This is a genomic window from Achromobacter sp. ACM02 (genome assembly GCF_014851605.1).
Taxonomy (GTDB): Bacteria; Pseudomonadota; Gammaproteobacteria; order Burkholderiales; family Burkholderiaceae_B; genus Achromobacter; species Achromobacter aegrifaciens.
The window spans coordinates 334634-347844 of the sequence record NZ_JACUZY010000006.1 but is presented as its reverse complement, the minus strand read 5'-3'; the positions used below and the strand labels follow the sequence as shown (position 1 = coordinate 347844).

The following is a 13211-nucleotide window of genomic DNA, read 5'->3' as shown; positions in this document are numbered from 1 at the left end:
CATGTCCGCACGCACTGAAACCCACGCCTTCAACGGAGCCGCCGGCCGCATCGATTGCGCCGTGGACTGGCCCGCGGGTACGCCGCGAGGCTGGGCGCTGGTTCTGCATCCGCACCCGCTGCAGGGCGGCGCGCGCGAGAACAAGGTGGTCACGACCCTGTCGCGCGCCTGCGTGCAGCATGGCCTGGTCGCGGTGCGGCCCAACTTCCGCGGCGTCGGGCAGTCCGAGGGCGTCTTCGACAAATCCGTGGGCGAAACCCAGGACATGCTGGCGGTCGTGGCGCAGATGCGCGAGCTGCACCCGGAACTGGCCCGGGCGCCGTGGGTACTGGCTGGTTTTTCGTTCGGCACTGCCGTCGCCGCGCAGACCTATGCCGCCCTCGCCGAGCAGGGCGACACGGTACTGCCCTCCGCCCTGATGCTGATGGGCCCCGCCGTGAATCGCTTCCAGTCGCACGAAGTGCAGGTGCCGGACGATACGCTGATGGTGCACGGCGAGGAAGACGAAGTCGTGCCGCTGTCCGAAGCCATGGACTGGGCGCGCCCGCGTTCCATCCCCGTGGTGGTGGTGCCGGGCGCATCGCACTTCTTCCACGGCAAGCTCCTGGTGCTGCGCCAGTTGGTGCAGGCGCGGCTGAAGGTTGCGCTGGACTAAAACCGGGGGCGCCGCTTGCGCGGCGCAGCAGGTTCAGCCCGGCCAGCGCGAGCCGCGGATCACGCTGCAAAAATTGCCGGGCCTGAAGGCCGGTTCCTTGTCGGCGATGACATTGGCCTTGACGTTGCCGAAGGTCGTCTGCGGCTTGTGTTTGATGCCGTCGTAGAACGCCTGGATGATTTCTTCCTTGAAGCCTGGCCCGCGTGGATGCGCAGCGACCACGGCTTCGCGCTGGGTGTCGCTGTAGTCGCCGTAGGTCAGGCCCAGCACGTCCATTTCCACGCCCGCCGTCACCAGCGCGACCACCGGATGCATGAATTCGGGAATGCCGGGCGTCGTGTGCAGCGCAATGGCGGTCCACACCAGATCGATGTCCTGTTGGGCGATGCCGCGGCTGCCAAGGAAATCGCGCGCCGCGTTGGCGCCGTCTACTTCGAAGCGGCAGCAGTCGCTGCTGTGCTGATGCGTCAGGCCCATGTCGTGGAACATGCAGCCGCAATAGAGCAATTCCGGGTCGAACTTCAGTCCGCGCCGCTTGCCGGCAAGCGCGCCGAAGTAGTAGACCCGGCTGGAGTGGTGGAACAGCAGCGGCGTGGCGGTGTCGCGCACCAATTCCGTGATTTCGCGGGCGAGCTTGCTGTCGGGAATCTGAATGCCGTCGATGGCAGGGTTCATGGCGGGAGTCCTTGCGTGGGGTGGGGGTTCGATAAATTCTCCCGCCGCACTAGAATGGCTTCAATTGTCGTAATACGCCAGATTCCGCCAAAACATGCGATTTCCCGACGCCTGCCGTCCAGGCGCGATGCCATGACCAAGACCATAGCCATTCTTGCGCTGCCCGGCGTCCAGATGCTGGATGTCTCCGGCCCCCTGGACGTATTCGCCCAGGCCAATGCCGAACTTGGACGCGAGCTATATGCGCTGCGCGTGGTGGGCTATGAGGCCGGGCCCATCCGCTGTTCGTCGGGCGCGCGCCTGCTGCCCGACCTGGCGGTGGGCGATCCGATCGCGCGTCTCGATACCCTGTTGGTCGCCGGCACGCCGCAGGCCGCCAGCGCAATGCTCAGCAGTTCCGCCTTGCGCTGGCTGCGCGTGACGGCCCGGGGCGCCCGGCGCTATGGCTCCGTCTGCACTGGCGCGTTCATGCTGGCCGCAGCCGGCCTGCTGGATGGCCGGCGCGTGACGACCCATTGGAATGCGGCTGCGCAATTGCGCCTGGCCTATCCCAAGGTGACCGTCGAGGAAGACGCCCTGCATGTGCGCGACGGCAAGGTGCGCACCTCCGCTGGCGTCACGGCCGGACTGGATCTGGCGCTGTCGCTGGTGGAGGAGGATCTGGGCCGGGAGGTGGCCGCCAACGTGGCTGCCCAGCTGGTGATGTTCTTCAAGCGGCCCGGCGGCCAACTGCAGTTCAGCCGCAGGGGGCAGGCCGGTCCGGTCGGGCGCTCGGCCCTGCAAGAAGTCCAGCGCTGGGTCGCCGGCAATCCCGGGCTGCCGTTGTCGGTGGACGCGCTGGCCGAGCACGCCGGCCTGAGTCCCCGGCATTTTGCGCGGCTGTTCCATGCCGAGGTCGGCGTCACGCCGGCCGCGTGGGTGGAGATGACGCGCATCGCTGCGGCCCGCGCGCTGCTGGAGGCGGGCGCCGCCACGCCCAAGCAGGCGGCCGCGCAATGCGGCTTTGCCAACGTCGACACCTTGCGTCGCGCCTTCGTCAAGCACGTGGGGGTTTCTCCGGCCGTGTACCGCCGGCATCACGGCGGCGGTACGGATTGATCCGTTGCCACATCCCGAGGGCGGCAGGTTGCATCAAGTTGCATGTTTTAAATGCGCGGGAACCCCAGGCGGGCCGGACGGGTCTGATCGACTGCCTATAATTGTCAGCCACTTGCCCCGCGCCGGCGGGCGTCATTACTGGACCCACGTTGCCGATGAAGAATTTGCCTTACTCCGCTCACTCCCCCGTTGTCTTTACCCGTCGCCTGCTGTCAGGCGCGGTGCTGTCAGCCATGCTGGCGGCTTCGATGCCGGTCTGGGCGCAGCAGGCTCCCGCCGCGGCGCCCGCCGCAGCCGCCGGCGCCGCGGCCCCGGCGCCGAATGCTTCGGCGGTGGTGCCCGTGGGCGACGTCTCGGCCGTGCCGGCCCCCACGATCGCGGCCAAGGCCTGGATCGTGATGGACGTGAACAGCGGCCAGACCCTGGCCGCTTCCAACCCGGACATGAAGGTGGAACCGGCATCGCTCACCAAGATCATGACGGCCTATGTCGTGTTCAACGCGCTGGACGAAAAGCGCCTGACGCTGGAGCAGACCGTGCCGGTGTCCGAGCGCGCCTGGCGCACGGGCGGTTCGCGCATGTTCATCGAACCGCGCAAGCCGGTAACGGTCGACGAACTCAACCAGGGCATGATCGTGCAGTCCGGCAACGACGCCTCCGTGGCCCTGGCCGAGGCCGTGGGCGGCAGCGAGGCTTCGTTCGCTTCGCTGATGAACCAGGAAGCCGAACGCCTGGGCATGCGCAACACGCACTTCATGAACGCCACGGGTCTGCCCGATCCGCAGCATATGACGTCCACGCGCGATCTGGCGATCCTGTCGTCGCACCTGATCACGGATCATCCGGACCACTTCCACTACTACAAGCAGAAGAGCTACACCTACAACAAGATCACCCAGCCCAACCGCAACCGCCTGCTGTGGGCCGACCCGTCGGTGGACGGCATGAAGACCGGCCACACCGATTCGGCCGGCTATTGCCTGGTGTCGACCGCGGTACGCGGCGACCGTCGCATCCTGGTGGTCGTGGTGGGCACGGACAGCGAAGCCACGCGCGCCGAGGAAAGCCTGAAGCTTCTGAACTGGAGCTTCCAGAACTTCGATACCGTGAAGCTGTTCGACAAGAGCCAGCCCGGCATCGATGCGCGCGTCTGGGAAGGCACGGTTGAAAACGTCAAGCTGGGCCCGCCCAACCCCGTGTCGATCGCGGTGCCGCGCGGCAAGGCCGGCGACCTGAAGCCGGTGGCGCAGCGCACGGATCCGCTGATCGCCCCGCTGGCCAAGGGCCAGCAGGTCGGCACCCTGCAGTTCACGCTGGACGGCAAGGTGCTGCGCACCGAACCGCTGGTGGTGCAGGACGCGGTCGAACGCGCCGGCTTCTTCGGCCGCATGGTCGATACCGTCAAGCGCTGGTTCGAGTAATTCCGCCGCGCCGCGGGCGCTATCGCGGGTGTAAGCTAGCAACGGGCGTTTCGCATGAAACGCCCGTGCTCTATTCACGGGACGGACCGGACGGTTCGTCCCTCTCCATTTCATATTCAGGAGTGCCTCATGATTCCGGGCGTGCCGGGCGAAAGCCAGGTGTATCTCAACGGTGAGTTCCTGCGCGTGGACGAGGCCAAGGTCTCCGTCCTGGACCGCGGCTTCATTTTCGGCGATGGCATCTACGAAGTCGTCCCCGTGTACCAAGGCAATGCGTTCCGCATGGCCGAACACCTCAACCGCCTGGACCGCAGCCTGGCTGCCTTGCGGATCGCGCAGCCCTTCGACCGCGCGGGCTGGATCGACCTGATCCAGCAATTGCTGGCGCGCACCAACCTTGAAACCTGCATCGTCTACCTGCAGGTGACGCGTGGCGTGGCCAAGCGCGACCACCAGTTCCCCTCGACGCCCGTGGCGCCGACGGTTTTCGGCATGATCTCGGCCTGGGCGCCGCCGCCTGCCGCGCAGCGCGAACGCGGCTTGAGCGCCATCAGCATCCCGGACGAGCGCTGGCTGCATTGCGAGATCAAATCGGTGTCGTTGCTGGGCAACGTGCTGGCCAAGCAGCAGGCCGTTGATGCGCAGGTCGACGAAGTGGTGCAGTTCCGCGACGGCTATCTGACCGAAGGCTCGTCCACCAATATCTGGGTTGTCTCCGGCGGCAAGCTGCTGGCGCCGCCCAAGAACAACCTCATCCTGGAAGGCATCCGCTATGGTCTGATGGGCGAGCTGGCCGCCGAGGCCGGCATCCCGTTCGAGTCGCGCCCGATCTCGCGGCAAGAGGTGGAAGAGGCCGACGAGCTGATGCTGTCCTCGGCCACCAAGGAAGTGCTGGCCATCGTCTCGCTGGACGGCAAGCCGGTGGGCTCGGGCAAGCCCGGCCCTGTTTTTGCACAATTGCGGGCGGGTTATGATGCCCGCATCGCCGCGCTCTGAGTCCGGCGTTACCGGGTGGCTCCCGCGGGGCCGCCCCGGCGGCCTTGCCGGCTGGCGGTTTGCCCCCATATAGACAGGATCTGGCCGCCCCGTGGCAGGCATCCCCGGGTGCAGTATCGAGCCGTGGCCGCGCCCTGGGGGGCAACACCTTATAGGCACATCATGCAACATATCCCGCCCGAAGACTCCCTCATCGAATATCCCAGCGACTTTCCCATCAAGGTCATGGGCAAGCAGCATCCCGAATTCGCGCAGACGCTGACCGAAGTCGTGCTGCAGTTCGATCCCGAGTTCGACGCCGCCACGGTGGAAATGCGGCCCAGCAAGGGCGGCAACTACATGGGCCTGACCTTCACGGTGCGCGCGACCTCGCGCGAGCAGCTGGACGCGCTCTACCGCGCCCTGCACGGTCATCCGATGGTGTCCATCGTCCTCTAGCGCAAGAGCAGGACAGCTGTGATCAAGTGGCTCGCGCGGCCGGCCGACTACCTGTCGGTCTGGCACGACATGCAGGCGTACACCAATCTGCGCGGCGCCGATACGCCTGACGAGATCTGGCTCTGCGAACACGCGCCGGTCTACACCCTGGGGCAGGCAGGCCTGCCCCAGCACGTGCTCAACCCCGGCAACATTCCCATCGTCCATTGCGACCGCGGCGGGCAGGTGACCTACCACGGTCCTGGCCAGGTCATGGCCTATGCGCTGTTCGACCTGCGCCGCGCCGACATCTACGTCAAGGAATACGTCAATCTGCTGGAAGGCGCGGTCATCGACACGCTGGCCCAGATGGGCGTGGCCGACGCCTGCCGCAAGCCCGGCGCGCCGGGCGTCTACGTCCCCGATCCGGACGGGGGCGAGCTGGCCAAGATCGCGGCGCTGGGCATCAAGATCCGCAACGGCCGTGCCTACCATGGCGTGTCGTTGAACGTGCAGATGGACTTGACGCCGTTCCTGGGCATCAATCCCTGCGGCTATGCGGGCCTGCGCACCGTGGACATGGCGGCCTGTGGCGCGCGCCGCGAGCCCACCGAGACGGGCGAGGCGTTGGCGCGCAATCTGGCGCAGGCCTGGGACCGCGCAAGGAACAAGACATGAAGACCTTTAGCGCGGCCGACGTGGCCGCAACCACGCCAGAAGCACTGGCCCGCCTGCGCGAACAAGGGCCGGCCGAGGACTATGCGGCCTGGATCCGCGCGGCGGCCGAACTGGGGCTGATCGAAGCCCAGACCATCTACGGCCAGATGCTGCTGGACGGCGCGGGCGTGGAGCGCGATCCGGAACAGGGGCTGACGTGGTTCAAGCGCGCCGCCCATGCCGATCACCCCATGGCCATCAACATGGTGGGCCGCTGCTACGAGAACGGCTGGGGCGTGCCGCGTGACGACACGGTCGCGGCCTACTGGTTCCGCCTGGCCGCGGACAAGGGTCTGGATTGGGGCATGTACAACTATGCTCACATGCTGCGCAGCGGCCGCGGCAGCGTGGCGCAGGATCCCGCGGCGGCGCTGGCCCTTTACCAAAAGGCGGCAGACGCCGGCCACGTGAAGTCCATCGGCGTCGTCGGCCGCTTTTACGAGGCTGGCGAGGTGGTAGAGCAGGACATGGAACGCGCCTTCGACTGTTATCAACGCTGCGCCGAAGGCGGCGATTTCCGCGGCATGTTCCACCTGGGCCGGCTGCTCTTGCTGCGCGGACGGAAGCAGGACGCCGTGCAATGGCTGGTGCGCGTGCCTGAAACCGCCACGCCTGCGTTTCTGCAGGAAGCCAACACCATGCTGCAGGACAGCGGTTTTCCGGCGTTGTACGAGTAGGAGAGGTGTAGCGCGGCAGGGCAGAGGTAAGCACTCTCGCGCTTTACGCATCCTACGTGCTCAGTCTTTCTTCAAAAACCACTTCTACCGTAATCCGCTCGCCCGTGCCGCATTCGCCATCCAGGCGGTCCAGCAGCAACTGGCCGGCGCGCCGACCCAGGAGGGCGGCGTCGGCGCCCAGGGTGGTCAAGCCCTGCGCCCACTGCGCGGCGCTGCCGTCGTCCGAGTAGCCCAGCACCGCCAGGTCCTGCGGCACGTGCAGGTCGCGGTTGTGGGCTTCCGAGACCGAGGCCGCGACCAGCAGATCGCTCGTGCAGAACACCGCATCGAAGATCGTGTTGGTGGTCAGCAAGCGCAGGAAGGCCATGCGGCCGTCGTTCATGTGCTGCACTTCAGGCTGCACGATGTCCGCTGCCAGTTCCAATCCGAGTGCGGCTGCGCTGCTGATGAAGCCTTCGCGCCGGGCGCGTTCCCACGGGTTGTCGGCGCTGACGCAGGCGACGCGCGCATGGCGCTTGGCGGCCAGGTGCCGCGCCGCCATGCGGCCGGCTTCCGCGTTGTCGACCACCACGGCGCCGTCCAGCGGCTGTGCGGACAGGCTCCAGGTCTCCACGACGGGGATCTCCAGCGCCGCCAGGGCAGCGCGCAAAGCAGGATCGTCCAGTGGGCCGATGGCCAGGACGGCGGCGGGGCGCAGCTCGCCCAGCAGGGGCTGTGACTGGGCCTCATGCCAGGGGCCGGCGGCCAGATAGTAGCCCGCAGGCAGCAGCAATCCGGCGCAGGCCTGGATGGCGCGGGCCGCGGGCGCCCAGTCCAGTCGGGGTGCGATCAGGGCGATGGGGTGGGGCGGGGGCAGGGAAGACATGGGCAAAACCGGCGGATTCGTCAGGCGTGACGATAACCCAGCCCGGCTGCGGCCAAGGAGGTTTGCCGCCCGGGGGACGGGACCCCGCGCGGCGGATCCGGGCGGCGGAGGGTAAAATGCCGTTTTTGTCTCAGACCCGGCGCGCGCTCGCGCCGGTCATGAAGGTGCTCCATGTCTACGCTCGCCGAGTCTCCTGTTCCCTCGAACGAATCCGCCGCTGCGCCCGCGGAAGCGGTCTACGATCCGACGCAAAAGCAGAAATCGCAGGCCAAGACCGCGCGCATCCCGATCAAGATCGTTCCGGCCGAGCGCCTGAAGAAGCCTGAATGGATCCGCGTGAAGGCCGCCGCGCCCGGCTCGCGCTTCTACGACATCAAGCGCATCCTGCGCGAGCACAACCTGCACACGGTGTGCGAGGAAGCGTCCTGCCCGAACATCGGTGAATGCTTCGGCAAGGGCACGGCCACGTTCATGATCATGGGCGACAAGTGCACCCGCCGCTGCCCCTTCTGTGATGTGGGCCACGGCCGCCCGGATCCACTGGACACCAACGAACCCCTGAACCTGGCGCGCACCATCGCCGCGATGAAGCTGTCCTATGTCGTGATCACCTCGGTGGACCGCGACGACCTGCGCGACGGCGGCGCCGGCCACTTCGTGGATTGCATCACGCACATCCGCGAACTGTCGCCCAGCACCCGCATCGAGGTGCTGGTGCCCGATTTCCGCGGCCGCCTGGACCGCGCGCTGACCATCCTCAACGCCGGTCCCCCGGACGTCATGAACCACAACCTGGAAACCGTGCCGCGCCTGTACAAGCAGGCGCGCCCGGGCTCGGACTACATGCACTCGCTGAAACTGCTGGCCGAGTTCAAGAAGCTGCACCCCGAAGTCCCCACCAAGTCCGGCCTGATGCTGGGCCTGGGCGAAACCGACGAGGAAATCCTGCAGGTGATGCGGGATATGCGCGAGCACAACGTGGACATGCTGACGATCGGGCAGTATCTGCAGCCGTCGGAACACCATCTGCCGGTGCTGCGGTACGTGCATCCGGATACTTTCGCCATGTTCGAGCGCGAAGCTTATGCGATGGGGTTCTCGCATGCGGCGGTGGGTGCGATGGTGCGGTCTTCGTACCACGCCGACGAACAGGCGCACGCCGCTGGCGTGAACTGATTCAGCAGGCCGGCGCGTCGGCGAACGGCGCGCCGTTGCGGTCCTTCTCGGACAGCAGGGGCGGTTGCACGCAGGGCCAGGCAATTGCCAGCTGCGGATCGTTCCAACGTATGCAGCGTTCGTGCTGCGGGGCGTAATAGTCCGTGGTCTTGTACAGCACCTCGGCAAACTCGGACAGCGTCAGGAAGCCGTGGGCGAAGCCTTCCGGTATCCACACCTGGCGCCTGTTCTCCGCGCTCAGTAGCGTGCCCACCCATTTCCCGTATGTCGGCGAGCCGCGCCGCAGATCCACCGCTACGTCGAAGATCTCGCCCGCGCACACGCGCACCAGCTTGCCCTGCGCCTGTTCGACCTGATAGTGCAGCCCGCGCAAGACGCCCTGTACCGAACGCGAATGATTGTCCTGCACGAAGCTGGGGCGCAGCCCCGTCGCTGCTTCGAACGCGGCCCGGTTATAGCTCTCGAAGAAAAAGCCGCGTTCGTCGCCCACTACCCTGGGCTCCAGGATCAGCACATCGGGAATGGCTTGAGGGATGGCTTTCATCAAAATACCTTGTCCACCAGGATGCGCATCAGATATTCGCCGTAGCCACTCTTGGCCAGGGGTGCGGCCAGCTTTGCCAGCGCGTCGGCGTTGATCCAGCCTTGGCGGAAGGCGATTTCCTCGGGGCAGGCTACTTTCAGTCCCTGGCGATGTTCCAGCGTGGCGATGAACTGGCCGGCCTCGAGCAATGATTCATGGGTGCCGGTATCCAGCCAGGCGTAGCCGCGGCCCATGATTTCTACGGCCAGCCGGCCCTGTTCCAGGTAGCGCTGGTTGACGTCGGTGATCTCGAGTTCGCCGCGCGCGGACGGCCGGATGCCGTGGGCGATATCAATGACGTCGTTGTCGTAGAAGTACAGCCCGGTCACGGCATAGCTGGAGCGCGGCTGCACAGGCTTTTCCTCGATGGACAGTACCTTGCCGTGCTGGTCGAATTCCGCCACGCCGTAGCGTTCCGCGTCCTGGACATGGTAGGCGAACACAGTAGCGCCTTCCGTGCGCGCGTCGGCCCGTTGCAGCAGTCGGGGCAGTTCATGGCCGTAGAAGATGTTGTCGCCCAACACCAAGGCGCAGGCATCCTGGCCGATGAAGGGCGCGCCGATGAGGAATGCCTGCGCCAGGCCGTCGGGCGCAGGCTGCACCGCATACTCGAGATTCAGCCCCCACTGCGAGCCGTCGCCCAGCAGTTGCTGGAAGCGCGGCGTGTCCTGCGGCGTGGAAATGACCAGGATGTCGCGGATGCCCGCCAGCATTAGCGTGCTTAGCGGGTAGTAGATCATCGGTTTGTCGAAGACCGGCAGCAGTTGTTTGCTGATGGCTAGCGTCGCCGGGTGCAGCCGGGCGCCCGAGCCGCCGGCCAGAACTATGCCTTTGCGCGCCATGCGGGGTCTCCAGGGGTGACGAGTTGATCCAGGGTACGGTCGACCTGTTCGGTCCAGGGCGGCATTTGCCGTTGCAGCGCGCGCGACAGCACGGCGGTGTCCAGCACGGAATTGATTGGCCGTTGCGCAGCGGTGGGATAGTCGCGCGTGGCGACGGCGCGAATCCGCTCGGGAGCCAGCGCCAGGATGGCGCCGCGCGCGGCGGCGCCAGCGACGACGTACTGTGCGTAGCCGTGCCAGCTGGTGGAGCCGGCGGCGGCCAGATGGTAGGTGCCTGCGGGCAACTGGTCCGCGCGGCGGCGCTGGATCGCGAGCGCCGTCAGGTCGGCGATCAGTGTGGCCGACGTCGGCGCGCCATGCTGGTCCGCAACCACGTCCAGGCTTTCCCGTTCCCGCGCCAGGCGCAGCACCGTCGCCAGGAAATTGCCGCCATGCGTGGAGTAGACCCAGCTGGTTCTGAATATCAATGCATCGCAGCCGCTAGCCAGGATGGCGTGTTCGCCTTCGAGCTTGCTGCGGCCGTACACGTTCAGGGGGTTGGGAGCGTCGGTCTCCGTGTAGGGCCGCTCCTGCGTGCCGTCGAATACGTAGTCGGTCGAATAGTGCACCAGCAAGGCGCCGGCCGCACGCGCATGGCGGGCCAGGGTGGCCACCGCGAGCGCATTGACCTGGTGGGCGGTGTCGGGATCACTCTCAGCCTGGTCCACCGCCGTGCAGGCGGCCGCATTCACGATCACGTCAGGCCGGTGGAGCGTCAGAATCGTGAGCAGCGCATCCTGGTCGCGCAGGTCGGCGTCGCCGCGGCCCAGCGCCACGACCTCTCCCAAGGGGAGCAGGGCGCGGCACAGTTCCCGGCCGACCTGGCCGTCCTTGCCCAGCAATAAGATCTTCACGCGGCCCTTGCTAAGTCTCGTAGCGTTTTTTGGCCCAGTCGCGATACGCGCCACTGGCGACGTTCGCCACCCATTGGGGGTGGCCCAGGTACCAGAGTACCGTTTTTCGAATGCCGGTTTCGAATGTTTCGGCGGGCGTCCAGCCCAGCTCGCGCCGCAGGCGGCCGGCATCGACCGCATAGCGGCGGTCATGGCCAGGCCGGTCGGTGACATGCTTGATCTGGGCTGAATAGGGCTGCCCGTCGGCCCTGGGGCTGAGTTCATCGAGCAGCGCGCAGACGTGGCGCACCACGTCGAGGTTGGTTTTTTCGTTCCAACCGCCCACGTTGTAGGTCGCGCCCGGTTGCCCGGCCTCCAGGATCTTGCGGATCGCATCGCAATGGTCCGCCACATACAGCCAGTCGCGGATCTGCTTGCCGTCGCCATAGATCGGCAGGGACTTGCCGGCGAGCGCGTTGCGGATGACCAGCGGGATCAGCTTTTCCGGGAACTGGTAGGGGCCGTAGTTATTGGCGCAGTTCGAGGTCAGTACCGGCAGGCCGTAGGTGGTGTGGAATGCCCGCACCAGATGGTCGCTGGCGGCTTTGCTGGCGGAATAGGGACTGTTGGGCGCGTAGGGAGTCGTTTCCGTGAACGCGGGGTCGGTGTTTCCCAGTGTGCCGTAGACCTCGTCGGTGGACACATGCACGAAGCGCAGGCGCGCCTGCTCGCCTGCCGGCAGGCCGGTCCAGTAGTCACGCACCGCCGTCAGCAGGCGGGACGTGCCCACGATGTTGGCCTGGATGAAGGGCTCGGGATCGGCGATTGAGCGGTCGACGTGGGTTTCGGCAGCGAAATTGATCACGGCCCGCGGTTTATGGGCACGCAACAGGCGCGCAACCGCCTCCTGATTGCCGATATCTCCCTGCACCAAGGTGTGCCTGGGATCGCCGCGCAGCGGCGCCAGATTGTCGGGGTTGCCGGCGTAGGTGAGCTTGTCCAGCGTAACGACGGGTTCGTCGCTGCGGGCAAGCCAATCCAAGACGAAATTGGAACCGATGAAACCGGCTCCTCCGGTGACCACAATACTCATTTCTTCAAATCCTCAGGTCCCTGCGGCGCCAGGCGCGGCAGGGCCGCGAGACTACTTGCGCGCCTGGGCGCCCGCCCAGAACGTGTCTTTCTGTCCCGCATGCTGGTTTATACAACGCGCCAGCACGAACATCAGATCCGACAGCCGGTTCAGATACTGCCGCACGGGCGGGTTCACCGGTTCGACCCGGGCCAGCGCCACCACGGCCCGCTCGGCCCGGCGGCAGACCGTGCGCGCCACGTGCGCCTGCGCCGAACCGCGCGAACCGCCGGGCAGGATGAATTCGCGCAGGGGCGGCAGCGCCGCGTTGTAGTGGGCCAGGCGCGCGTCCAGGCGGGCGATGTGGTCGTCCGTGAGCGCGGTATGGCCAGGGATGCAGAGTTCCGCGCCCATGTCGAACAGGTCGTGCTGGATGGCCAGCAGATCCGCGGATATCTCGGCGGGCAGGTCTTCGGTCAGCAGTACGCCGATCACGCTGTTCAGTTCGTCGACGTCGCCGATGGCCGCGATGCGCGGGGCGTCTTTGGGCGTGCGTGATCCGTCCCCCAGGCCCGTGGTGCCGCCGTCTCCCGTGCGGGTGGCGATGACGGATAAGCGATTGGCCATGGGAGCTCCTGAAATGAGTGACGAAAGGTATGGGTTTTGCGTCCAGCCATGAAACATGGAGGCGCGCGTCGCGGGTTCCGCAATCAACTGTCAGAATTGTTGCGTCCGGGCGAGGGAACTGTTGCACAAGGGCGGTATCCTAGCACTGTGGAAAGCGGGGACGCCGGTTCCGTGCTTTCCCTGCAATCGGAGGATATCTGCATGATTTTTGACCGCAAGTATGCAATACCCATGGCCGCCGCGGCAGCCGTGGCCGTCGTCACGCTGGCCGCGCCGCTGGCGTTCGCGCAGCAGGCCGATGCCAGCGGGGAAGTGCGGCGGGTGGACCCCGCGGGCGGCAAGGTCACGATCAAGCACGACGCCATCAAGGCGCTGGACCTGCCCGCGATGACGCTGGTCTATGAAGCGGATCCGGCGCTGCTGGCCAAGATCAAGGCGGGCGACAAGGTGCGCTTCACGGTGGTCCGCAAGGACGGCAAGTACATCGTGACGGCGATCAGCAACTAGCGTCGCCGGGA

General features: G+C 66.5%; 16 protein-coding genes. 9 read left to right on the top strand and 7 right to left on the bottom strand.

Features of this window, described 5'->3' with window-relative positions; all coding sequences use genetic code 11:
- Position 1 precedes the first annotated feature (1 nt).
- On the top strand, positions 2 to 655 hold the full coding sequence (locus IB258_RS20865) for an alpha/beta hydrolase (protein WP_175212992.1): 654 nt from the start codon (positions 2 to 4) through the stop codon (positions 653 to 655).
- A gap of 33 nt (positions 656 to 688) precedes the next feature.
- Here the strand turns inward: IB258_RS20865 and IB258_RS20860 are convergent, their stop codons facing one another.
- Positions 689 to 1330 carry an HD domain-containing protein gene (locus tag IB258_RS20860; protein ID WP_192353143.1) on the bottom strand — a complete coding sequence of 214 codons (642 nt, stop codon included), beginning with the start codon at positions 1328 to 1330 and terminating at the stop codon, positions 689 to 691.
- A 132-nt stretch (positions 1331 to 1462) separates the two neighbouring features.
- On the opposite strand from IB258_RS20860, the gene IB258_RS20855 reads away from it, so the two are divergent.
- The 6 genes from IB258_RS20855 to IB258_RS20830 all read left to right on the top strand — a co-directional run bounded on the left by IB258_RS20855 (position 1463) and on the right by IB258_RS20830 (position 6656).
- Positions 1463 to 2428 carry a GlxA family transcriptional regulator gene (locus IB258_RS20855; protein WP_054457072.1) on the top strand — a complete coding sequence of 322 codons (966 nt, stop codon included), beginning with the start codon at positions 1463 to 1465 and terminating at the stop codon, positions 2426 to 2428.
- 155 nt (positions 2429 to 2583) lie between these two features.
- Positions 2584 to 3849 (top strand): D-alanyl-D-alanine carboxypeptidase family protein, encoded by a 1266-nt coding sequence (locus IB258_RS20850; RefSeq protein WP_118933510.1) that lies wholly within the window; start codon positions 2584 to 2586, stop codon positions 3847 to 3849.
- A gap of 129 nt (positions 3850 to 3978) precedes the next feature.
- Entirely contained in the window at positions 3979 to 4845 is an 867-nt protein-coding gene (locus tag IB258_RS20845) for a D-amino acid aminotransferase (protein ID WP_054457068.1), read from the top strand.
- 162 nt (positions 4846 to 5007) lie between these two features.
- Complete coding sequence (locus tag IB258_RS20840) at positions 5008 to 5283, top strand: YbeD family protein (RefSeq protein ID WP_054457066.1); 276 nt, start codon at positions 5008 to 5010, stop codon at positions 5281 to 5283.
- Positions 5284 to 5301: 18 nt separating this feature from the next.
- On the top strand, positions 5302 to 5940 hold the full coding sequence (lipB, locus tag IB258_RS20835) for a lipoyl(octanoyl) transferase LipB (RefSeq protein WP_054457064.1): 639 nt from the start codon (positions 5302 to 5304) through the stop codon (positions 5938 to 5940).
- Positions 5937 to 6656 (top strand): tetratricopeptide repeat protein, encoded by a 720-nt coding sequence (locus tag IB258_RS20830; RefSeq protein WP_125471169.1) that lies wholly within the window; start codon positions 5937 to 5939, stop codon positions 6654 to 6656. Before lipB ends, IB258_RS20830 begins: the two co-directional genes overlap by 4 nt.
- 52 nt (positions 6657 to 6708) lie before the next feature.
- Here the strand turns inward: IB258_RS20830 and IB258_RS20825 are convergent, their stop codons facing one another.
- Positions 6709 to 7521, bottom strand: coding sequence for a substrate-binding domain-containing protein (locus tag IB258_RS20825; protein ID WP_192353142.1), 813 nt, complete (start codon positions 7519 to 7521; stop codon positions 6709 to 6711).
- A 171-nt stretch (positions 7522 to 7692) separates the two neighbouring features.
- Between IB258_RS20825 and lipA the strand changes: the two genes are divergently transcribed.
- Positions 7693 to 8697 carry a lipoyl synthase gene (lipA, locus tag IB258_RS20820; protein WP_054457058.1) on the top strand — a complete coding sequence of 335 codons (1005 nt, stop codon included), beginning with the start codon at positions 7693 to 7695 and terminating at the stop codon, positions 8695 to 8697.
- Position 8698: 1 nt separating this feature from the next.
- Here lipA and rfbC read toward each other — a convergent pair whose 3' ends face one another.
- From rfbC to IB258_RS20795, 5 genes are read right to left on the bottom strand one after another with little or no spacing between them, the layout of a single operon-like run.
- Positions 8699 to 9241 carry a dTDP-4-dehydrorhamnose 3,5-epimerase gene (gene rfbC, locus IB258_RS20815; RefSeq protein WP_192353141.1) on the bottom strand — a complete coding sequence of 181 codons (543 nt, stop codon included), beginning with the start codon at positions 9239 to 9241 and terminating at the stop codon, positions 8699 to 8701.
- On the bottom strand, positions 9241 to 10122 hold the full coding sequence (rfbA, locus tag IB258_RS20810) for a glucose-1-phosphate thymidylyltransferase RfbA (RefSeq protein ID WP_175164190.1): 882 nt from the start codon (positions 10120 to 10122) through the stop codon (positions 9241 to 9243). Before rfbA ends, rfbC begins: the two co-directional genes overlap by 1 nt.
- Entirely contained in the window at positions 10104 to 11015 is a 912-nt protein-coding gene (gene rfbD / locus IB258_RS20805; RefSeq protein ID WP_192353140.1) for a dTDP-4-dehydrorhamnose reductase, read from the bottom strand. The genes rfbA and rfbD overlap by 19 nt, the downstream gene beginning before the upstream one ends.
- A gap of 10 nt (positions 11016 to 11025) precedes the next feature.
- Positions 11026 to 12087, bottom strand: a complete 1062-nt coding sequence (rfbB, locus tag IB258_RS20800) for a dTDP-glucose 4,6-dehydratase (RefSeq protein WP_192353139.1) — start codon at positions 12085 to 12087, stop codon at positions 11026 to 11028.
- A gap of 51 nt (positions 12088 to 12138) precedes the next feature.
- Positions 12139 to 12693, bottom strand: coding sequence for a cob(I)yrinic acid a,c-diamide adenosyltransferase (locus tag IB258_RS20795; RefSeq protein WP_192353138.1), 555 nt, complete (start codon positions 12691 to 12693; stop codon positions 12139 to 12141).
- Between the two features lie 201 nt (positions 12694 to 12894).
- Between IB258_RS20795 and IB258_RS20790 the strand changes: the two genes are divergently transcribed.
- Positions 12895 to 13200, top strand: coding sequence for a copper-binding protein (locus tag IB258_RS20790; RefSeq protein WP_192353137.1), 306 nt, complete (start codon positions 12895 to 12897; stop codon positions 13198 to 13200).
- Positions 13201 to 13211 lie beyond the last annotated feature (11 nt).

Bases quoted from the DNA above. Each gene is read 5' to 3' on its own strand.
- IB258_RS20865 (WP_175212992.1), top strand. From the start codon at position 2: ATGTCCGCACGCACTGAAACCCACGCCTTCAACGGAGCCGCCGGCCGC.
- IB258_RS20860 (WP_192353143.1), bottom strand. From the start codon at position 1,330: ATGAACCCTGCCATCGACGGCATTCAGATTCCCGACAGCAAGCTCGCC.
- IB258_RS20855 (WP_054457072.1), top strand. From the start codon at position 1,463: ATGACCAAGACCATAGCCATTCTTGCGCTGCCCGGCGTCCAGATGCTG.
- IB258_RS20850 (WP_118933510.1), top strand. From the start codon at position 2,584: ATGAAGAATTTGCCTTACTCCGCTCACTCCCCCGTTGTCTTTACCCGT.
- IB258_RS20845 (WP_054457068.1), top strand. From the start codon at position 3,979: ATGATTCCGGGCGTGCCGGGCGAAAGCCAGGTGTATCTCAACGGTGAG.
- IB258_RS20840 (WP_054457066.1), top strand. From the start codon at position 5,008: ATGCAACATATCCCGCCCGAAGACTCCCTCATCGAATATCCCAGCGAC.
- IB258_RS20830 (WP_125471169.1), top strand. From the start codon at position 5,937: ATGAAGACCTTTAGCGCGGCCGACGTGGCCGCAACCACGCCAGAAGCA.
- IB258_RS20825 (WP_192353142.1), bottom strand. From the start codon at position 7,521: ATGTCTTCCCTGCCCCCGCCCCACCCCATCGCCCTGATCGCACCCCGA.
- lipA (WP_054457058.1), top strand. From the start codon at position 7,693: ATGTCTACGCTCGCCGAGTCTCCTGTTCCCTCGAACGAATCCGCCGCT.
- rfbC (WP_192353141.1), bottom strand. From the start codon at position 9,241: ATGAAAGCCATCCCTCAAGCCATTCCCGATGTGCTGATCCTGGAGCCC.
- rfbA (WP_175164190.1), bottom strand. From the start codon at position 10,122: ATGGCGCGCAAAGGCATAGTTCTGGCCGGCGGCTCGGGCGCCCGGCTG.
- rfbB (WP_192353139.1), bottom strand. From the start codon at position 12,087: ATGAGTATTGTGGTCACCGGAGGAGCCGGTTTCATCGGTTCCAATTTC.
- IB258_RS20795 (WP_192353138.1), bottom strand. From the start codon at position 12,693: ATGGCCAATCGCTTATCCGTCATCGCCACCCGCACGGGAGACGGCGGC.
- IB258_RS20790 (WP_192353137.1), top strand. From the start codon at position 12,895: ATGATTTTTGACCGCAAGTATGCAATACCCATGGCCGCCGCGGCAGCC.